Annotated in this window: 16 protein-coding genes; 11 read left to right on the forward strand and 5 right to left on the reverse strand. The window is 56.0% G+C overall.

Translation table 11 applies throughout. From position 1 onward, the window contains the following. The first annotated feature begins 10 nt into the window (after positions 1-10). The 4 genes from ACFQPC_RS11695 (at position 11) to ACFQPC_RS11710 (ending at position 5,166) form a co-directional block, all read left to right on the forward strand. Positions 11-448: a copper chaperone PCu(A)C gene (locus ACFQPC_RS11695; RefSeq protein WP_382272101.1), complete on the forward strand. Its 438-nt coding sequence runs from the start codon at positions 11-13 to the stop codon at positions 446-448. Positions 449-476: 28 nt separating this feature from the next. After that, complete coding sequence (locus ACFQPC_RS11700; RefSeq protein WP_382272102.1) at positions 477-2,633, forward strand: TonB-dependent receptor; 2,157 nt, start codon at positions 477-479, stop codon at positions 2,631-2,633. Positions 2,634-2,644: 11 nt separating this feature from the next. Further along, positions 2,645-4,165 carry a PepSY domain-containing protein gene (locus tag ACFQPC_RS11705; RefSeq protein ID WP_382272104.1) on the forward strand — a complete coding sequence of 507 codons (1,521 nt, stop codon included), beginning with the start codon at positions 2,645-2,647 and terminating at the stop codon, positions 4,163-4,165. Positions 4,166-4,353: 188 nt separating this feature from the next. Next, positions 4,354-5,166 (forward strand): ParA family protein, encoded by an 813-nt coding sequence (locus ACFQPC_RS11710; protein ID WP_382272105.1) that lies wholly within the window; start codon positions 4,354-4,356, stop codon positions 5,164-5,166. Here the strand turns inward: ACFQPC_RS11710 and ACFQPC_RS11715 are convergent. Continuing rightward, positions 5,131-5,340 (reverse strand): hypothetical protein, encoded by a 210-nt coding sequence (locus ACFQPC_RS11715; RefSeq protein ID WP_041296286.1) that lies wholly within the window; start codon positions 5,338-5,340, stop codon positions 5,131-5,133. The genes ACFQPC_RS11710 and ACFQPC_RS11715 overlap by 36 nt on opposite strands. Before the next feature lie 341 nt (positions 5,341-5,681). Between ACFQPC_RS11715 and ACFQPC_RS11720 the strand changes: the two genes are divergently transcribed. Beyond that, a complete protein-coding gene (locus ACFQPC_RS11720; protein ID WP_382272107.1) occupies positions 5,682-5,933 on the forward strand; it encodes a DUF6139 family protein in 252 nt (83 codons plus the stop codon). Positions 5,934-6,088: 155 nt separating this feature from the next. Next, entirely contained in the window at positions 6,089-7,228 is a 1,140-nt protein-coding gene (locus ACFQPC_RS11725; RefSeq protein WP_382272109.1) for a PQQ-dependent sugar dehydrogenase, read from the forward strand. A 6-nt stretch (positions 7,229-7,234) separates the two neighbouring features. Here ACFQPC_RS11725 and ACFQPC_RS11730 read toward each other — a convergent pair whose 3' ends face one another. The 3 genes from ACFQPC_RS11730 to ACFQPC_RS11740 all read right to left on the reverse strand — a co-directional run bounded on the left by ACFQPC_RS11730 (position 7,235) and on the right by ACFQPC_RS11740 (position 10,041). Next, complete coding sequence (locus ACFQPC_RS11730) at positions 7,235-8,110, reverse strand: EF-hand domain-containing protein (RefSeq protein WP_382272111.1); 876 nt, start codon at positions 8,108-8,110, stop codon at positions 7,235-7,237. 141 nt (positions 8,111-8,251) lie between these two features. After that, a complete protein-coding gene (locus tag ACFQPC_RS11735; protein WP_382272112.1) occupies positions 8,252-9,328 on the reverse strand; it encodes an ATP-binding protein in 1,077 nt (358 codons plus the stop codon). Continuing rightward, positions 9,325-10,041: a response regulator gene (locus tag ACFQPC_RS11740; protein WP_382272114.1), complete on the reverse strand. Its 717-nt coding sequence runs from the start codon at positions 10,039-10,041 to the stop codon at positions 9,325-9,327. The genes ACFQPC_RS11735 and ACFQPC_RS11740 overlap by 4 nt, the downstream gene beginning before the upstream one ends. Positions 10,042-10,230: 189 nt before the next feature. On the opposite strand from ACFQPC_RS11740, the gene ACFQPC_RS11745 reads away from it, so the two are divergent. The 5 genes from ACFQPC_RS11745 to ACFQPC_RS11765 all read left to right on the forward strand — a co-directional run bounded on the left by ACFQPC_RS11745 (position 10,231) and on the right by ACFQPC_RS11765 (position 14,552). Further along, the gene (locus ACFQPC_RS11745) at positions 10,231-10,509 is read left to right on the forward strand and encodes a hypothetical protein (protein WP_382272116.1); all 279 of its coding nucleotides are present in this window, start codon (positions 10,231-10,233) and stop codon (positions 10,507-10,509) included. A 13-nt stretch (positions 10,510-10,522) separates the two neighbouring features. Beyond that, entirely contained in the window at positions 10,523-10,726 is a 204-nt protein-coding gene (locus ACFQPC_RS11750; RefSeq protein WP_382272117.1) for a DUF1653 domain-containing protein, read from the forward strand. A 90-nt stretch (positions 10,727-10,816) separates the two neighbouring features. Continuing rightward, entirely contained in the window at positions 10,817-11,500 is a 684-nt protein-coding gene (locus ACFQPC_RS11755; protein WP_382272119.1) for a response regulator transcription factor, read from the forward strand. Further along, on the forward strand, positions 11,490-12,734 hold the full coding sequence (locus tag ACFQPC_RS11760) for a sensor histidine kinase (RefSeq protein WP_382272121.1): 1,245 nt from the start codon (positions 11,490-11,492) through the stop codon (positions 12,732-12,734). The genes ACFQPC_RS11755 and ACFQPC_RS11760 overlap by 11 nt, the downstream gene beginning before the upstream one ends. A 108-nt stretch (positions 12,735-12,842) precedes the next feature. Continuing rightward, positions 12,843-14,552 carry a phosphoethanolamine transferase gene (locus ACFQPC_RS11765; RefSeq protein ID WP_382272933.1) on the forward strand — a complete coding sequence of 570 codons (1,710 nt, stop codon included), beginning with the start codon at positions 12,843-12,845 and terminating at the stop codon, positions 14,550-14,552. Positions 14,553-14,556: 4 nt separating this feature from the next. Here the strand turns inward: ACFQPC_RS11765 and ACFQPC_RS11770 are convergent, their stop codons facing one another. Continuing rightward, a complete protein-coding gene (locus tag ACFQPC_RS11770; protein WP_382272123.1) occupies positions 14,557-15,657 on the reverse strand; it encodes an acyltransferase family protein in 1,101 nt (366 codons plus the stop codon). Between the last annotated feature and the right edge of the window lie 34 nt (positions 15,658-15,691).

The raw sequence follows: 15,691 nt of genomic DNA on the forward strand, positions 1-15,691 counted from the left end.
GGACATCCTTATGAACAAGTTTTTACTCGCTTCATTGCTGAGTCTCGCCTGCGCATCGGCTATCGCACAAGTCACCGTTAACGATGCCTGGGTACGCGCCACCGTGCCGCAACAGAAAGCCACCGGCGCCTTCATGCAACTGAACAGTGTCAAAGGCACACGCCTGATAGACGCGCAGTCACCCGTTGCGCGCACAGAAATCCATGAAATGGCCGTACAGGATCATGTCATGCGCATGCGCCAGATAAGCGGCCTGGACCTGCCTGCAGGCCAAAACGTCGCGCTCAAGCCGGGCGGCTATCACATCATGTTTTTCGACCTGAAGCAGCCGGTCAGGGAAGGCGATGTGATTCCGCTCACGCTGACATTTGAAGACAAAGACAAGAAGCGCGAAACGCTGGAACTGCAAGTCCCGGCCCGCGCACTCAATAGCGCCGCCAAACACTGAGCGCTTCTTCAACTATTTTGGATAAACAATGAAACTCGTATTTGAATCTGATTCCCTGCCGCGCCGACTCGCACGTGCAGTCCTGTACACCCATTGCACACTGGGCTGCCTGCTGGTGCTGAATCCGGCAAGCGCGGCCGATACCACCACCTTGCCCGGCATTACCGTCAGCCCGGAACAAGCCGGCACTTTAAAATCCCCTGCATCTACCGGCTCCAACCTCGACCTGACACCCATGCAGACCCCGGCCAGCGTCAGTGTCATCACGCGTGAACAACTGGAGCAACGCGGCGATGCCAACCTGGTCGATGCCATCACCCGCAGCGCCGGCATCAGCGGCATGGGCCATCCCGGCAATAGCGGTTCTTCGCTGTCGGCACGCGGCTTCACCGATACCACTTCCGTCATGCGCCTGTATGACGGCACCCGGCAGTATGGCGGCGTAGGCGTGTCCTTTCCTTTCGATACCTGGTCTATTGATCGCATCGAAGTACTGCGTGGCCCGGCCTCGGTGATTTATGGTGATGGTGCGATCGGCGCAGTGGTGAATGTGATCCCGAAAAAACCGACACGCGGCCCGATACAAAATGAAGTACAAGCCACCATAGGCACTGACAACACGCAACGCCTCGGCTTTGGCAGCGGCGGTGCAATCAATGACAAACTGTCCTACCGCGTCGATCTCAGCGGCGACCGTTCCGATGGCTGGGTCGATATGGGCGACTCCCGCAACCTGAGTTTTTCCGGTGCCTTGCAACTGGATGTGTCGGCCGACTTCCGCCTCAAGCTCAGTTATGCACAAGGCCGGCAGGAACCGATGCGTTACTTCGGTACGCCACTGGTCAACGGACAACAGCTGGAAGCGCTGCGCAAGAAAAATTACAATGTCAGCGACAGCAAGATCCAATACGATGACCGCTGGACGGAACTGTCCGCCGAGTGGACACCGAATGCCGACACGACGGTGCGCAGCAAGCTGTATTACATAGACAGCAAACGTCACTGGCGCAATGCGGAATCCTACGTGTACAACCCGGCTACAGGTTTGATTGACCGGCCCGCATCCAGTGGTGCGACTGAAATCATGCATGACCAGACCCAGATCGGAAACACGACCGATGCGACATTCCGCGGTCGCCTGTTCGGTTTGAAGAACCAGGTCTCGGTAGGTTTTGATGTGAGCGCCAGCTCGTTCCAGCATACCAACAATACCTATACCGGCGCACTGCCTTCAGTCGATCCATACAATCCGGTGCCTGGCACTTTCTTCAGTGCGATACCGACTATCCCGCGCTATCGCAACAAAGCCGACCAGTACTCCGTCTTTGCCGAGAACCGGCTGGAGCTGAACGATAAATGGTCGGTACTCGGCGGCCTGCGTTACGACCACGCCGATGTATCGCGCACCGACCTGGTGAGCGGCGCACCTGCCTTCGATCAAAAGTATTCAAACGTAGGCTGGCGTCTCGGCACCGTTTACAACATCGAACCCGATACCGCGCTTTACGCACAGTACTCTGAGGCGGCGGATCCGGTTGGTGGTTTGCTGATGATTACGGCTGCCAACAGCAAGTTCGACCTGTCTACCGGTAAGCAAATCGAAGTCGGCGTCAAACAGGCCTTCTGGAGCAAGAAGGGTGAATGGACGCTGGCCGCTTACAACATCAAGAAAAACAATCTGCTCAGCCGCGATACGACCAACCCTGCCGTGCGCATCCAGGTCGGGCAGCAGTCATCTACCGGCCTCGAAGGAACACTGGCACTGGCCTTTGCACCGGGCTGGCAACTCGACGCAAACGCCGCCATCCTGCGCGCCAAGTTTGACGACTTCAACGACTCCGTCGGAGGCGTGGCCGTATCGCGCGCCGGCAATGTCCCGCCGAATGTCGCCGAACGCCTGGCCAATGTCTGGCTCAGCTGGAACTTCGTTCCTGACTGGACTGCCAGCGGCGGCCTGCGTTATGTCGGCAAGCGTTATGCCGATAATGCGAACACACTGGTGATGCCTGCTTACACCACGACCGACCTTGCACTGCAGTGGAAAGCATCACGCGATACGACGCTGACGCTGCGCGGCTTCAATGTGTTCGACAAGCAGTACTTCACGACGGCTTACTACTCCGGCACGCAATGGTTTAACGGCCCCGGACGTCGTATCGAGCTGACCGCGAACTACCGCTTCTGAGAAACGAAATCATGAGCATAGCCGCACGCGCCAAACGCCTGACCTATTTGTTCCATCGCTGGACAGGCGTGGCTGCGTGCGTGCTGATGGCTTTGTGGTTTGTCAGCGGGATAGTGATGCTCTTTGTCGGCTATCCAAAGCTGACGCCGTGGGAAAGGCTGCAAGCATTGCCCACGTTACAGATACAGGATTGTTGTGTGCCGCTGGATAAGGTACTGGCACACAGCAAGGCACCCGGGGCCGTGCAGGAAATCGTCCTGACTTCAATCCGCCAGCACTCGCACTACCGGCTGCGTGAAGGCAAGGGCGCCTATCTGGTGATCGATGCGCAAAGCGGCAAGTTGGCCCCGCCTATGGATGCACAGGCGGCACTGGATGGTGCGCGCGCATTCATCCCGCATGCAGACGCACATTATCTCGGCACGGTGCACGAGGACCGCTGGACCCATGCACGTTCACTCGATCCGCATCGACCCTTGCACCAGGTACAAATGGATGATGCAGCACACAGCCTGTTGTACCTGTCGGATGCGACCGGGCAAGTGGTCATGGATGCGCCACGCGCACAAAGGATGTGGAATTACGTCGGCGCATGGCTGCATTGGCTGTATATGTTCCGTGACCAACCGGTGGACCCGGTCTGGAGCTGGATCGTCATCGTGCTCTCCGCGATCGGTACGGTGACGGCCGTTACCGGCACGCTGGCCGGCATCTGGCGCTGGCGTTTCCGCGGACGCTATAAATCCGGCGCACGCACACCCTATCGCGAAGTCTATCTGCACTGGCACCACATCATAGGTTTGAGCTTTGCCGCAATTATCTTTACCTGGATTTTCAGCGGCCTGATGTCGATGAATCCGCTTGGCGTCTTCGATGCGCGCGGTGAAAAACCAAACAGCGCTGCCTATCGTGGTGCAACACCAGGTGCAATGCACTTGCCACTCAATGCAACACAGGCACTCGGCCTGCTGAACGATGCACATTTTCGCGCGAATGAAATCGAATGGCGTGTACTCGATGGCCGCCCCTATCTGCTGGCGCGCAATGCTGCAAATGCGACCCGCCTGATCGTCAATGAGGGTGGCAACTATAAAGTGCGCGAACGATGGAGCGATGTGGAATTGCTACAGGCGGCAAAACGTTTATTACCTGCCCCCGTCCTTGACCACCAGGTGCTTGAGCATTACGACACTTATTACTATGGTCGCCAGCAGGAAGCGATGATGGGTGCCGCCGAACGACGCCTGCCTGCATTGCGCATACGCTTTGACGAAGCGCACCAGACCTGGGTACATCTCGATCCGTTTACCGGCGATGTCGAAAGCAGTTCGGATAATGCGCAACGCGTAGGACGCTGGCTATTCGCCTTCCTGCATAGCTGGGATTTGCCGGTGATGCTGCAGGCAAATGTACTACGCGACGCAATCCTGATTTTTTTAAGCCTGGGCGGACTTGCGCTCTGTATTACCGGCGTCGTCATCGGCTGGCGTCGCCTGCGCATTTGGTTGGGGCAACGCCACACATCGCATTGACATGTCAAAGCCACTGTCGAGATAGATCAGTTCCGCTAAATCATGGTGTTACTATTATGTAACCTTAAATACCGCTGTTGCCGGTTCTTGTGATCGAACGCAAACGCTGCGGTATGCGAGCCAGTCACGAGAAACCGGTATCACCAGATTGATATCGGCGATGCGCGAGCATCGAATCCGGGAGGGTTATGACGATAGTCACGGTATTCAACCAGAAAGGCGGCGTGGGTAAAACCACGACGGCATTGAATCTCGCCGCTGCATTGGAACGGCGCGGTTGCAGCCCCTACGGCATCGACCTCGACCCGCAAGCGCACTTGAGTTCCATTGCCGGCATTACCGCGCAATCCGGCGACGACACCATACTCAGCCTGTTCCAGCGTGACCGTCCGTTACAGGAACTGGTACAGCGTTCACCGACCAGCGGCCTCGGTGTGATTCCTTCACATATGGAATTGTCCAAGGTCGATACACTGTTCGGCAAAGGCTATGACATCGTCAATCGCCTGAACGCCACGCTGCGCGCGGAAAAATTCAACACTGAAAACACGCCGGTCATGATTGATTGTTGTCCGCTGATAGGCGTGCTGTCGCTGAATGCCATCTTTGCCTGCGACTGCATCATCGTGCCGGTATCGGCCGACCACCTGTCTGCCAAAGGTGCGATGCAGATCGAGAAAACCCTGCGCGCGCTGGAACCCGTCTTGAAACGACGCGTGAATCGCCGCTACCTGCTGACGCGCTTCGATGGGCGTCGCGGCATGGCGTGGGAAGTACTGAAAGTGCTGGAGGAAAAATTCGGTGCCGATGTCTGTCGCACACGCATCGCAGAAAACGTCAGTCTCGCGGAGAGTCCTGCCCATAACAAAACGATATTCGAACATGCGCCCAACAGTCGCGGTGCCCAGGACTATGAAACCTTGCTCGATGAATTGCTGGCTGACGGCTTTATCCAGCAACCGGCCTTAACGCGAAATGAGCGAGAGGATATCGTCAACTGAATGTGCAATGCCCGGACGCTGCACCGCACCTTTGATATCACAACGCAGTACTTCGCAATGCCGGTACATCTGTCGCAGCTTGCGCTCCGCATCACTACGATCCATACCGCCAATGACTATGCTTTCCAGCCTCTGGCCTTCGCGCGTCTTCACAGAAAAATCATATTTCAACATGAGCACCTCCTCTACATCGCACAAATGGAGCAGTTCGCATTGCGCTATAAAGGGGCGCAACGAATTGGCAGATTAGCACGCGTTAACAAATTTGGTTGCCAAAACGTAACACCGGGCAATAAAAATGGGCTTATTTTGTGCAAAAAAGCCACTAACTACGCCTAAAACCCGGATTTACAGCCCGCCACCGCCAAAAAGTCTTACGAAAAGCTTAACTGGAGGAAATCCATAGCAAGTATCACGCCATCGTCCTGCTTTTAGATCGGCTATGCTGGTGGCGCAACCTTTGTAGTGAAGCCTGGTCACAAAAGACCTTACCCTCATTTTTCCAAGGACTTGTCATGCGCATAGATATATATCGAAGAGCTGAAAATGCAGGCCATTTTTCTTACCTCGCCGTACCGGAAGGCAAGTTGCTGCCGGAAGAAGTCGTCAATACCGATTGGGAACCTACCGATCGCAGCGTTGACCTGGAAGACAATGCCAAGCACCTGGCGGATTTTGCGATTGATGATCCAATCGAACAAATCAGTGCCAAAGGGTATGCCATCACCAGCGTGAAAAACCTGGCGAACGAACCGCCGCGCTCCTGACAAAAAGAATACTGACAAGCTGATTCATCAGCTTGTTTCATGATCAGCCCCTGCAATGGAATATCACTTCCTACGCTGATCGCCCGTCTGTTTAAACCTTCTCCCGCCCGGCACCCACCGGGCGGTTTTCAAATCAACTACGCGGACAGCTTCGTATGGATATCCAATCTTCATGTACCCGCCTGCTGGCAAGCATATTGATGCTCGCGCCAGCCTGCGCACTCGCGCAAGGCAGCAGCAATCTGCGCACCGAAGTGTTGGCACAAGACCTTGAGCACCCGTGGGCGCTCGCCTTCATCGGTGACGGCCGCATACTGGTGACCGAGCGCACCGGGGACATGCGCATCGTGCAGCCAGGTGCACCGGTATCCGCCCCTTTGAGTGGCTTGCCGAAAATAGAGGTCGGCGGACAGGGTGGCTTGCTGGATGTGATCACCGACAGCAAGTTTGCGGAAAACCGTACGATTTATTTTTGTTATAGCGAAGAAGCAAATACCCGTACCGGCGGCAGCGGCAACTCGACCGCACTGGCATCGGCGCGCCTGTCGAATGATTTGAAGAAACTGGAACAGGTGAAAGTCCTGTTCAGCCAGAAGCCGAAATTTGCCAGCCGCGCGCACTTCGGTTGCCGCATCGTCGAGCGAGCTGACGCTACCTTATTCCTGACACTGGGCGACCGCTTCAGCCGCATGCAGGATGCACAGACCCTGGACAACCATCACGGCAAAGTCATACGCATCCGCAAGGACGGTTCGGTACCGCCGGACAATCCCTATGTCGGCAAAGCCGGTGCGCTGCCGGAAATCTGGAGCATAGGGCATCGCAACTCGCAGGGTGCGGCACTGGGGCCGGATGGAAAGCTGTGGACGCATGAACACGGTCCGCAAGGTGGTGATGAAATCAATCGACCGGAAGCAGGGAAGAACTATGGCTGGCCGGTCATTACCTATGGTGAAAACTACGGCGGCGGCAAAATCGGGGCCGGCCTGACCACGCAGGCGGGGATGGAACAGCCGCTGTATCAATGGACACCATCGATTGCGCCGTCCGGCATGGCCTTCCTGCATAGCACGCGTTATGGCAAGGCCTGGCAGGGCAATCTGTTTATCGGTTCGCTCAAGTTCCGTTACCTGGCACGACTGGAACTCAAGGATGGCAAGGTCGTGCGCGAAGAACGCTTGTTGCCGAACCTGGAGCAACGGGTACGCGATGTGCGCGAAGGACCGGATGGCTTACTCTATATCCTGACCGATGAATCACGCGGGCAACTGATACGCTTGCTACCCGCGTCCTGATATCGTTCAGGCCATTTCGGAAATGGTATTCACACTGCTGGTGGCATTCGCAATACTGGAATCGAACTGCCCGTAGGTTTGCGTCAGCTGCGCCATGATCTTCTTCACGGCATCCATGCTGGTTGTATTTTCCGCCTGCGTATTCGCCTTGGCCGCCTGGCTCAAGTCATAGATCACCTGCTCCTGCAGGCTGACCGTGCCATCCTGGTTGGTGTCGGCAGCTTCATAGGTCGTCGCCGTGCTGTCTTCCGCAGCACCTCCGCCGCCACGTGCCGGTGGTGCGCCTTTCGCCTGCTGTGCCGCGCCGCTGGCATCGGTACCAGCCGCAGCTTGCGGTGCCGCCTGCTCGATACCGGCCGCCAATTCTTCCTTGCTAATTTTGCTATCGCCGTCGGTGTCCAGCGCCTTGAACACTTCTTCCACCTTGGCCGCATTGGCTTCGGTATCTGTTGAGTTTTTATCGAAGGCCGCCTGCAGGGATTCCTTGTCGATGTAACCCTGGTTCTTCGTATCGATGCTGGCGAAGATATCGTCGGCCGATGGAGGCGGCGGCGGGGCCATGCCGCTTTCGGCCCGGCTCACGCGGGCGCTGTCGAATTGCGCATCCAGCTGGTCGGCCAGTTGCTTGACGCCATCCGTTAATTCCTGCTTGGTGATCTTGCCATCGTTATCAGCATCAATTTTGCTGAGGAATTGCCCAAGCTCGGTGGATGTACCCGACTGGCCGTTGCTGGCCTGTTCCAGCGTAGCCTGCAGCTCCGCCTTGTCGACGTAGCCCTGGTTCTTGGTATCGACCTTGGCAAATAAATCACTCGCGATCTTGCTCGCGTCCGGGCGCTGTATTGTTGTCCAGCTACTGCTGCTCACTCCGCCGATTGCCATCTTTTTCTCCCATTGATTTGACGCCGGCAGAGACAGCTATTCCCGGCAGGCAACTGCAGCATCGCAGTTCAATGTATCCATGGCATGTACGCTTTGTATCAGGATTGATACATTCGGCAAATTCGCAACAATGAGCAAATGTCAGCGGGTGATTGCAATGCTGGCAATCAGGCCGCCATCGACGGCATTGCGCAGGGCAAGACGACCATCGCACTGGATCGCCGCCTCGCGTGCGATCGACAGGCCGAGGCCGACCCCACCGAAGGCCTTGTTGCGCGAACCATCCAGACGAACGAAGGGTTCCAGCACGGCCGCCATCTTGTCTGGCGGGATGCCCGGGCCTTTATCGCGAATTTCGATCAGCAACACATCCTGTGCATCATGCAGCGAGATGACGGCTTCGTGTCCATAGCGCAAGGCATTTTCCAGCAAGTTGGACAGGCAGCGCCGCAACGCCATGGGCTTGGTGATCAGGGGTTCGGCGCGACCCGCCATACTGACTTTATCGCCATGCGCACAGGCATCTTCGACCATGACTTCGATCAAGGCCTGTACATCGAGCAGTTGCAGGGGTTCGGTCGCAACCCGCTCGCGCAGATAGTTCATGGTGGCGTCCAGCATATTTGCCATTTCGCCGATGTCGTCGCGCAGCTTTTGTTTGGCGTAGTTTTCACCGAGATTTTCGATACGCAACTTCATCCGCGTCAGCGGTGTCCGCAAGTCATGTGACACTGCCGCCAGGAAGCGTTCGCGCTCTTCGATCTGTTCGCGCACCTTGTATTGCATATGGTTAAAAACATGCGCCGTCTGGCGCGCCTCATCCGGCCCCTGTTCTTTCATCGGCACGCTGTACAGATTGTTCGCCAATTGTGCCGACGCATGCGCGACCTGTTGCATCGGCCGCGCCAGGAAGCGCGCGCCAAACCAGGCGGTTGCAGTCAGTGTGATGAACTGGACGATCAAGCCTATCCACAAACCCGGCGGCAATGGCGGCAGGGTATAGCCACCGATTTGCCACATCGGTGGCGGCGGGCGCCGCATGTATCCATCCGCAGCAACCATTTGTCCGGCTTGTGCACGCATATGCGGCGGCCGCGGTGGGAAATCGCGATCAAAAAATTTGAAGAGCAGGATAAAAGTCATAATGTGGCTGACCACAATCGCCATCACCACCAATGCAAACAGACGTGCGAATATCGTATTCGGTATCAGTTTCATCGTACGACCTTGGCATCGAACATATAGCCTTCGCCGCGTATCGTCTTGAGGAATTTCGGGTCTTTCGGATCTTCTTCCAGCTTTTGCCGCAGGCGTGACACCAGCAAATCAATACTGCGATCAAAGGCCGTCGCATTTTGCCCGCGCGCTGCATCCATCAATTGATCGCGGCTGAGTACCCGGTAAGGACGTTCGATGAACACCGATAGCAACCTGAATTCGGCATTCGACAAGGGCACCACCATGCGTTGCGGCGTCACCAACTGACGCGCCACGCGATTGATAGTCCAGCCGTCGAAATGCCAGACATCGGAACTGTCCGCCGTGTCGCGCTGCTTGCCATCACGCGTACGACGCAGGATGGTGTGTAAACGCGCCACCAGTTCACGCGGATCAAAAGGCTTGATCACATAGTCGTCCGCCCCCAGCTCCAATCCGACTACCCGGTCCGCCGATTCGCCACGCGCCGTCAGGATGATGATAGGGATATCCGTGGTGCTACGTAATTCACGACACAGCGACAAACCGTCTTCGCCCTGCAACATCAGGTCGAGGATGATCGCGTCGAAATTCCGCTGGCTCATCGCCGCCCGCATTGCGGCGCCATCCGCGACGGCATGTGCAGAGATGGAAAAGCCGACTAGGTAATTTGCCAATAAATTACGAATTTCCTCGTCGTCATCGACGATCAGCACCGTGGTTGCATCTGTCATTTTTGCTTTGTGTCTTGTGTGTTAGCGGTATCCGACTCAACCGTCAATTGCGCAGATAATCTCACAAGCCGATATTGCTTGCCAGCTTGAGCGATCAAAGCTTGCTTATTGCCGGCCGGCCCGGCACGCATTAAAACCATGCATCCCGCCTTACTCACTTACAATAGCGACTCTACAAATGGAGTCATTATGTTTTCAAGTAAATCGCTGGACGAACTGCTGGCACAAAAGAAAGTCCGGCTCGCACTGACCGTGATGTGTACCTACTTTGCAATCATGGGTGCTTATCAATTATTCACAGGCGTGAATCAGGTGGATTGGTTGCGCGGCGGCGGCAATTTGCTGGTGTGGGGTGGATTTGCAGTATCCAATGCCATGAAGGCTTACGGTCGTACCCAGCCCGGCATCAATATTCCTATTAATATCGGCGTGGTCCTGGTAGTGGCAAGCTGGATCGTCCGGATGTAAGCGAGGAGTCCTCATGCAATTCAGACATTTCAAAGGCGGCATCTACGATTTCATATGCGCCGCCAAACTGGAATCCGATCCGACGATAACGATGATCGTCTATACCGCAGCGGATGGTTCCTACTGGACACGTCCGGAAAGCGTGTTCTTTGAAAAAATTGAACATGACGGCAAGACCGTACAACGCTTTACCCCGATCGACGATACAGCCGCCTGAAACAGGTATTACGATGCGATATCCGCGGCACGTTACAATCGTTACATACGCCCAAGAATTTCCCACCTGCCGGCTGACTGAAAAGACAACGTGTACGCACTGATCATCGAAGATAACCCCGATATCGTCGCCAATCTCTACGGCTTCCTCGAGCCTTTGGGCTATACGCTGGATGTCGCGATCAACGGCCCGGCCGGCGTCGCACTGGCCACCAGTTCACACTACGATGTGATCGTACTCGACCTTGAATTACCGGGCCTGGACGGCGTTGAAGTCTGCCGCAAGTTGCGCAAGGAGCAACGACTGGCGACACCGATACTGATGCTGACCGCACGCGATACCGTGAAAGACAAGTTGGTCGGCTTCGAAGTCGGTGCCGATGATTACCTGGTCAAACCTTTTTCCCTGGTCGAACTCGAAGCCCGCCTCAAGGCGCTGGTCAGGCGGGCGCGCAATGAAACGGTGGAACACATCCTCGAGTTCGGCGAACTACGCCTCGACCTGAGCCGGGGCGAAGCCCGCCGAGCAGGACACAAACTGGCGTTGACGCCGACCGGCTATAAACTACTGGAAGCACTGCTGCGCAAAGCACCCGCACTGATTTCGCGGGAAGAAATCCTGCGTGAAATATGGGGCGATGACCCGCCCGACAGCGATGCACTGCGCACCCACATCCATGCCCTGCGGCAAGCGATGGATCGCCCCTTTGCCAAACCCATGTTGCATACCCTGCCGGGTAGCGGCTACCGCCTGATCAATAACGATGAAAGCTAGGCTATCCCTCAAGAACCGCATCGCCGGATCCTTTGTCCTGCTGGCATTTGTCCTGTGCAGCTTCTTTACGCTGGCCGCATATACCGCTGTCGAGCTGGCTGAATCGCAACTGATAGACCACAACCTGGATAAGCTGGCGACCAATCTGATCGCCCAGCACATCAATAAGATCACGCTCGAATTACCGCCCGATATCAGCTTTTACGTTGATGAAGATATCCCGCCTGCCTTCCGTCATTTGCCGGTCGGTATCCATGAAATTGAAACCGGCGACACCGAAGTCCACCTGGTGGTGCGCAACATCGGCGAGCAGCGCTTCGTCGTGGTCGACGACACCAGCGATTTTGAAGACACCGAATTGCTCATCTTCATTTCGCTGGGCGTGGGTTTCGTTACCAGTATCCTGCTTTCGATTGCACTTGGCCTGACTTCGGCCAAACGCCTGGTAGCACCAGTGACGGCATTGGCTGCGGCGGTAGAGCGCAACGACGCACCCGCTGACCTGCCATCCCTCGATAAAGAAAATGAAATCGGCATCCTGGCGCGCGCGTTTGCCAAGCGTACCGATGAACTGCAACGTTTCCTCGCCGATGAAAAGCTGTTTACCGGCGACGTCAGCCATGAGTTGCGTACGCCGCTGACCATCATGCTGGGCGCATCAGAACTGTTGAAGACCAAACTGGCTGATACCCCCGATGAACTGGCGGTGGCCGAACGCATACGCCGCGTCGCCAGCGAAGCGTCGGAACGGGTAGGTGCGCTGCTACTGCTATCGCAATCACCGGATATGCTGGGCGGCTCGCAATTGTCGCTGGTGCATCTGATAGAACGTGAAATTGAGCGTTGCCAGCAACTTTTGGCCGACAAACCCGTGGAATTGTTATTCCATGCGCCGCAAGATGTCTGGGTCTACGCCAGGTCGGAATTGGCCGGGATCGCGATCGGCAACCTGCTGCGCAATGCCTGCCAGTACACTGATAAAGGCAGCGTCAGGGTCTGGTTAACGGCTGACAATTTAACAATTGAAGATAACGGCCCCGGCATTCCGGAAAATGTGCGCACCCGATTATTCGATCGCTTCGTCCGGGGCCACGACAATCAGCACGTAGGTTCAGGCCTGGGCCTGGCAATTGTTAAACGGGTGGTCGATCACATGGGATGGGATATCCGGTACGAAACGCCGGCTGACGGCGGCAGTCGTTTTATTGTTACTTTTGCACATTCCCCGCAATAAGCGCAACGCTACTGCAAAGCGGGCTGACGCAATCGAGAAGCATTCCACGACCTTAACGCGGCATTAACGGCGCTCTCGATAGCGTAGCGGCTTCATTCCTTGAAGTCGGTGCTCGCCTTGAAACTTCCCCTGGCTGCCGGTACTCCCGGTGCAGTATTAGAAATCCGTGGCCCTCGCGATTACATTAGCGCGTTCTTTGCCCGCCTGCCCGCAATCCGGGTCGAATGGCTGGCCATATTCGCGAGCCTGTTTTTCTCGCTGAGCTGCAACTATTTATTCTTCTCTGCCGCATTGGCAAACCGCGACTGGAGCAGCTCGTCTTCGTGGGTATTTGGCGCCGGCTTGTTCGTTTCCATCACCGCGCTGCAAGCGATCGGCCTGTTGGTGCTGCTCAATCGCTGGACCAGCAAACCCTTGTTGACCGTACTGTTCATCGTGACTGCGGCAGCGAGCTATTACATGAATAAGTACACCGTGTTCTTCAACACGGAAATGGTTAGAAACATCCTGCGTACCGACGTCAAGGAAGCCAGCGAACTGTTCTCGCTCAATTTTTGCATCCACATGCTGGTCTTCGGTGTACTGCCCAGTGTGCTGGTCTGGAAGCTGCGCCTGCGCACTACCCCTTTCCGTCGTGCGATCCCGATACGCCTCTTATATATAGTTGCTGCAATCGTAGTCGCGGCCGGTTCCACCATGATGATCTTCCAGGACTTCTCCTCTTTGATGCGCAATCAAAAAGAAGTGCGCTTCCTGATCACACCGAGCAATTACCTGTTTTCCCTGTCGCGCGTGGTTGCGGCGGATACAGCCCAGGCCAATGTTCCCAAGATCAAAATCAGCGACGACGCCAAACTGGCGGCAGGCTGGGGGGCTCGTACCAAGCCCATGCTGTTTGTCCTGGTGGTCGGTGAAACCACGCGTGCGGCAAACTGGGGCATGAACGGCTATGAACACCAGACCACGCCTGAACTCAGCAAACTGGATGTCATGAATTTCCCGCATGCGACTTCGTGCGGCACTAATACCGAAGTATCGGTACCCTGCATGTTCTCCATCTACGGTCGTCGCAATTACGACGAAGCCAAGATCCGCAGCCATGAATCGCTGCTGCATATCATAGACAAAGTCGGCATCAACACCGTATGGCGCGACAATCAATCCGGTTGCAAAGGCGTATGCGACGGGCTGGAAGAACAAATGCTGGGAGCCAGCAAAGATCCGAAACTGTGCGATGGCGAACGCTGCCTGGATGAAATCATGCTGGAAGGTATGGATGGCGTGGTGCAGAAAGCCAAGAACGGCAATCTCTTCGTCGTCATGCATCAACTGGGTAATCATGGTCCCGCCTACTACCGCCGCTATCCGGCAGCAATGCGTACCTTCACCCCGACTTGCGATACCGCCGACCTGAGCAAATGTACACGCGAACAAATTACCAATAGCTACGATAACGGCGTGTTGTACACCGATCACTTCCTGGCCAAAACGATTGCATTCCTGAAGACACAAAGCGACTCATATGACACAGCGATGCTGTATCTGTCTGACCATGGTGAATCGCTGGGCGAAAATGGCATCTACCTGCACGGCTTGCCGTACTCAATCGCACCGAAGGAACAAACTGAAGTACCTATGGTGATGTGGATGTCGTCCGGCTTTGCATCCAGCTTCGGCGTCAACAAGGATTGCATGCAACGACGCGCCGGCAATGCCGTCAGCCAGGATAATCTGTTCCACTCGATCCTCGGCATGCTGCAAATCGAATCCAAGTACTACGATAAAGCACTGGATATGACAGCAGGCTGCCGCGCCTGAGCAATCAGGTGATCTGGTGGGCGACGATCATGCCGCCGACCAGGAAGCCGGTCGGGGCCAGCAGGCGTTTCTTGTCACCCGGCCGGTTCTCGACCCAGCGGAACAACAAGGCACCGCCAGCTATGCTGACGCATACCGCGACCAGCATGCCGATGATATTCGCCACCGGTTGCTGCGGGAAAAAGTGGAAGAACACGGCGTTCACCACCATGCACAAAGGGAAGTGGATCAGGAATACCGAATACGAAATCCGGCCCAGGTAAGTCAGGAAGCCGGGCATGACCCAACGTTCCAGCGCACCGGATTGACGCGCCACACCCAATAACAGCATCACGCAACCTGCCACCAGAATACGCCCGCGGAATTCCACCAGTAGCGCAGCCAGTACCACCACACACAGCAACATCAGCCACGCCATGCCGTGGCGTCGACGGGTCGCCCAGTAAGCCAGCGCACCCAGGCCGTAAGAACCGAAGAAGTAAAGCGCGGTTTCATCCAGCCCCTGGTTACGGTTGAATACAAACAGCGAGGCCAGTGTCAGCAGCGTAATAAACAGCGGCCCGAGTATGCTCAGGCGCGGATAACGCATTTCGATTTTTCCCGCCAGCCACAAGAGCAAGGCAGCTAGGGCAAATAACTGGAAATCAATGGCGACATACCAGACGCCGGCTGACAAGGCGTCCTGGTCCAGCAAATCCTGCAAGAGGAAGATATGCGGCAAGAGTTGTGCAAAGCTCGGCGCGTCCGGAATTGAGTCACTGCTCACCCATTCACGTGCCAGTGCGGCACACAGGATGGCGAATACCAAGGCCACCAGGTAAGGAATGACGAGGCGCAGGTAACGCTGGTAAATCGCGTTCAGCGGGCGACTCACGACTGCCGCACCATCCGGTGCAAACTTGGTCGCCAGCAGGAATCCGGCAATCACAAAGAAGGCTTGTACCGCCATCCGGCCATATTGATAAAACAGGTCGATCACGGTTGGCATGAGTGGATAGGCAATATCCGACATCGGGCCGTAAAACGCGAGGTGATGAAAAACAATCAACAAACAGGCAACCGCCTTGAGCGCATCGACGCAAGGCATTCTTGAAGCAGTGGACATGAATTCTGACTTATTGGGATTAATTCTTGAGCCT

The sequence above is a fragment of the Herminiimonas glaciei genome (genome assembly GCF_042664955.1).
Lineage (GTDB): Bacteria > Pseudomonadota > Gammaproteobacteria > Burkholderiales > Burkholderiaceae_D > Oxalicibacterium > Oxalicibacterium glaciei.

Coding starts and splice junctions, on each gene's coding strand:
- ACFQPC_RS11695 (WP_382272101.1), top strand. CDS start 11: ATGAACAAGTTTTTACTCGCTTCATTGCTGAGTCTCGCCTGCGCATCG.
- ACFQPC_RS11700 (WP_382272102.1), top strand. CDS start 477: ATGAAACTCGTATTTGAATCTGATTCCCTGCCGCGCCGACTCGCACGT.
- ACFQPC_RS11705 (WP_382272104.1), top strand. CDS start 2,645: ATGAGCATAGCCGCACGCGCCAAACGCCTGACCTATTTGTTCCATCGC.
- ACFQPC_RS11710 (WP_382272105.1), top strand. CDS start 4,354: ATGACGATAGTCACGGTATTCAACCAGAAAGGCGGCGTGGGTAAAACC.
- ACFQPC_RS11715 (WP_041296286.1), bottom strand. CDS start 5,340: ATGTTGAAATATGATTTTTCTGTGAAGACGCGCGAAGGCCAGAGGCTG.
- ACFQPC_RS11720 (WP_382272107.1), top strand. CDS start 5,682: ATGCGCATAGATATATATCGAAGAGCTGAAAATGCAGGCCATTTTTCT.
- ACFQPC_RS11725 (WP_382272109.1), top strand. CDS start 6,089: ATGGATATCCAATCTTCATGTACCCGCCTGCTGGCAAGCATATTGATG.
- ACFQPC_RS11730 (WP_382272111.1), bottom strand. CDS start 8,110: ATGGCAATCGGCGGAGTGAGCAGCAGTAGCTGGACAACAATACAGCGC.
- ACFQPC_RS11735 (WP_382272112.1), bottom strand. CDS start 9,328: ATGAAACTGATACCGAATACGATATTCGCACGTCTGTTTGCATTGGTG.
- ACFQPC_RS11740 (WP_382272114.1), bottom strand. CDS start 10,041: ATGACAGATGCAACCACGGTGCTGATCGTCGATGACGACGAGGAAATT.
- ACFQPC_RS11745 (WP_382272116.1), top strand. CDS start 10,231: ATGTTTTCAAGTAAATCGCTGGACGAACTGCTGGCACAAAAGAAAGTC.
- ACFQPC_RS11750 (WP_382272117.1), top strand. CDS start 10,523: ATGCAATTCAGACATTTCAAAGGCGGCATCTACGATTTCATATGCGCC.
- ACFQPC_RS11760 (WP_382272121.1), top strand. CDS start 11,490: ATGAAAGCTAGGCTATCCCTCAAGAACCGCATCGCCGGATCCTTTGTC.
- ACFQPC_RS11770 (WP_382272123.1), bottom strand. CDS start 15,657: ATGTCCACTGCTTCAAGAATGCCTTGCGTCGATGCGCTCAAGGCGGTT.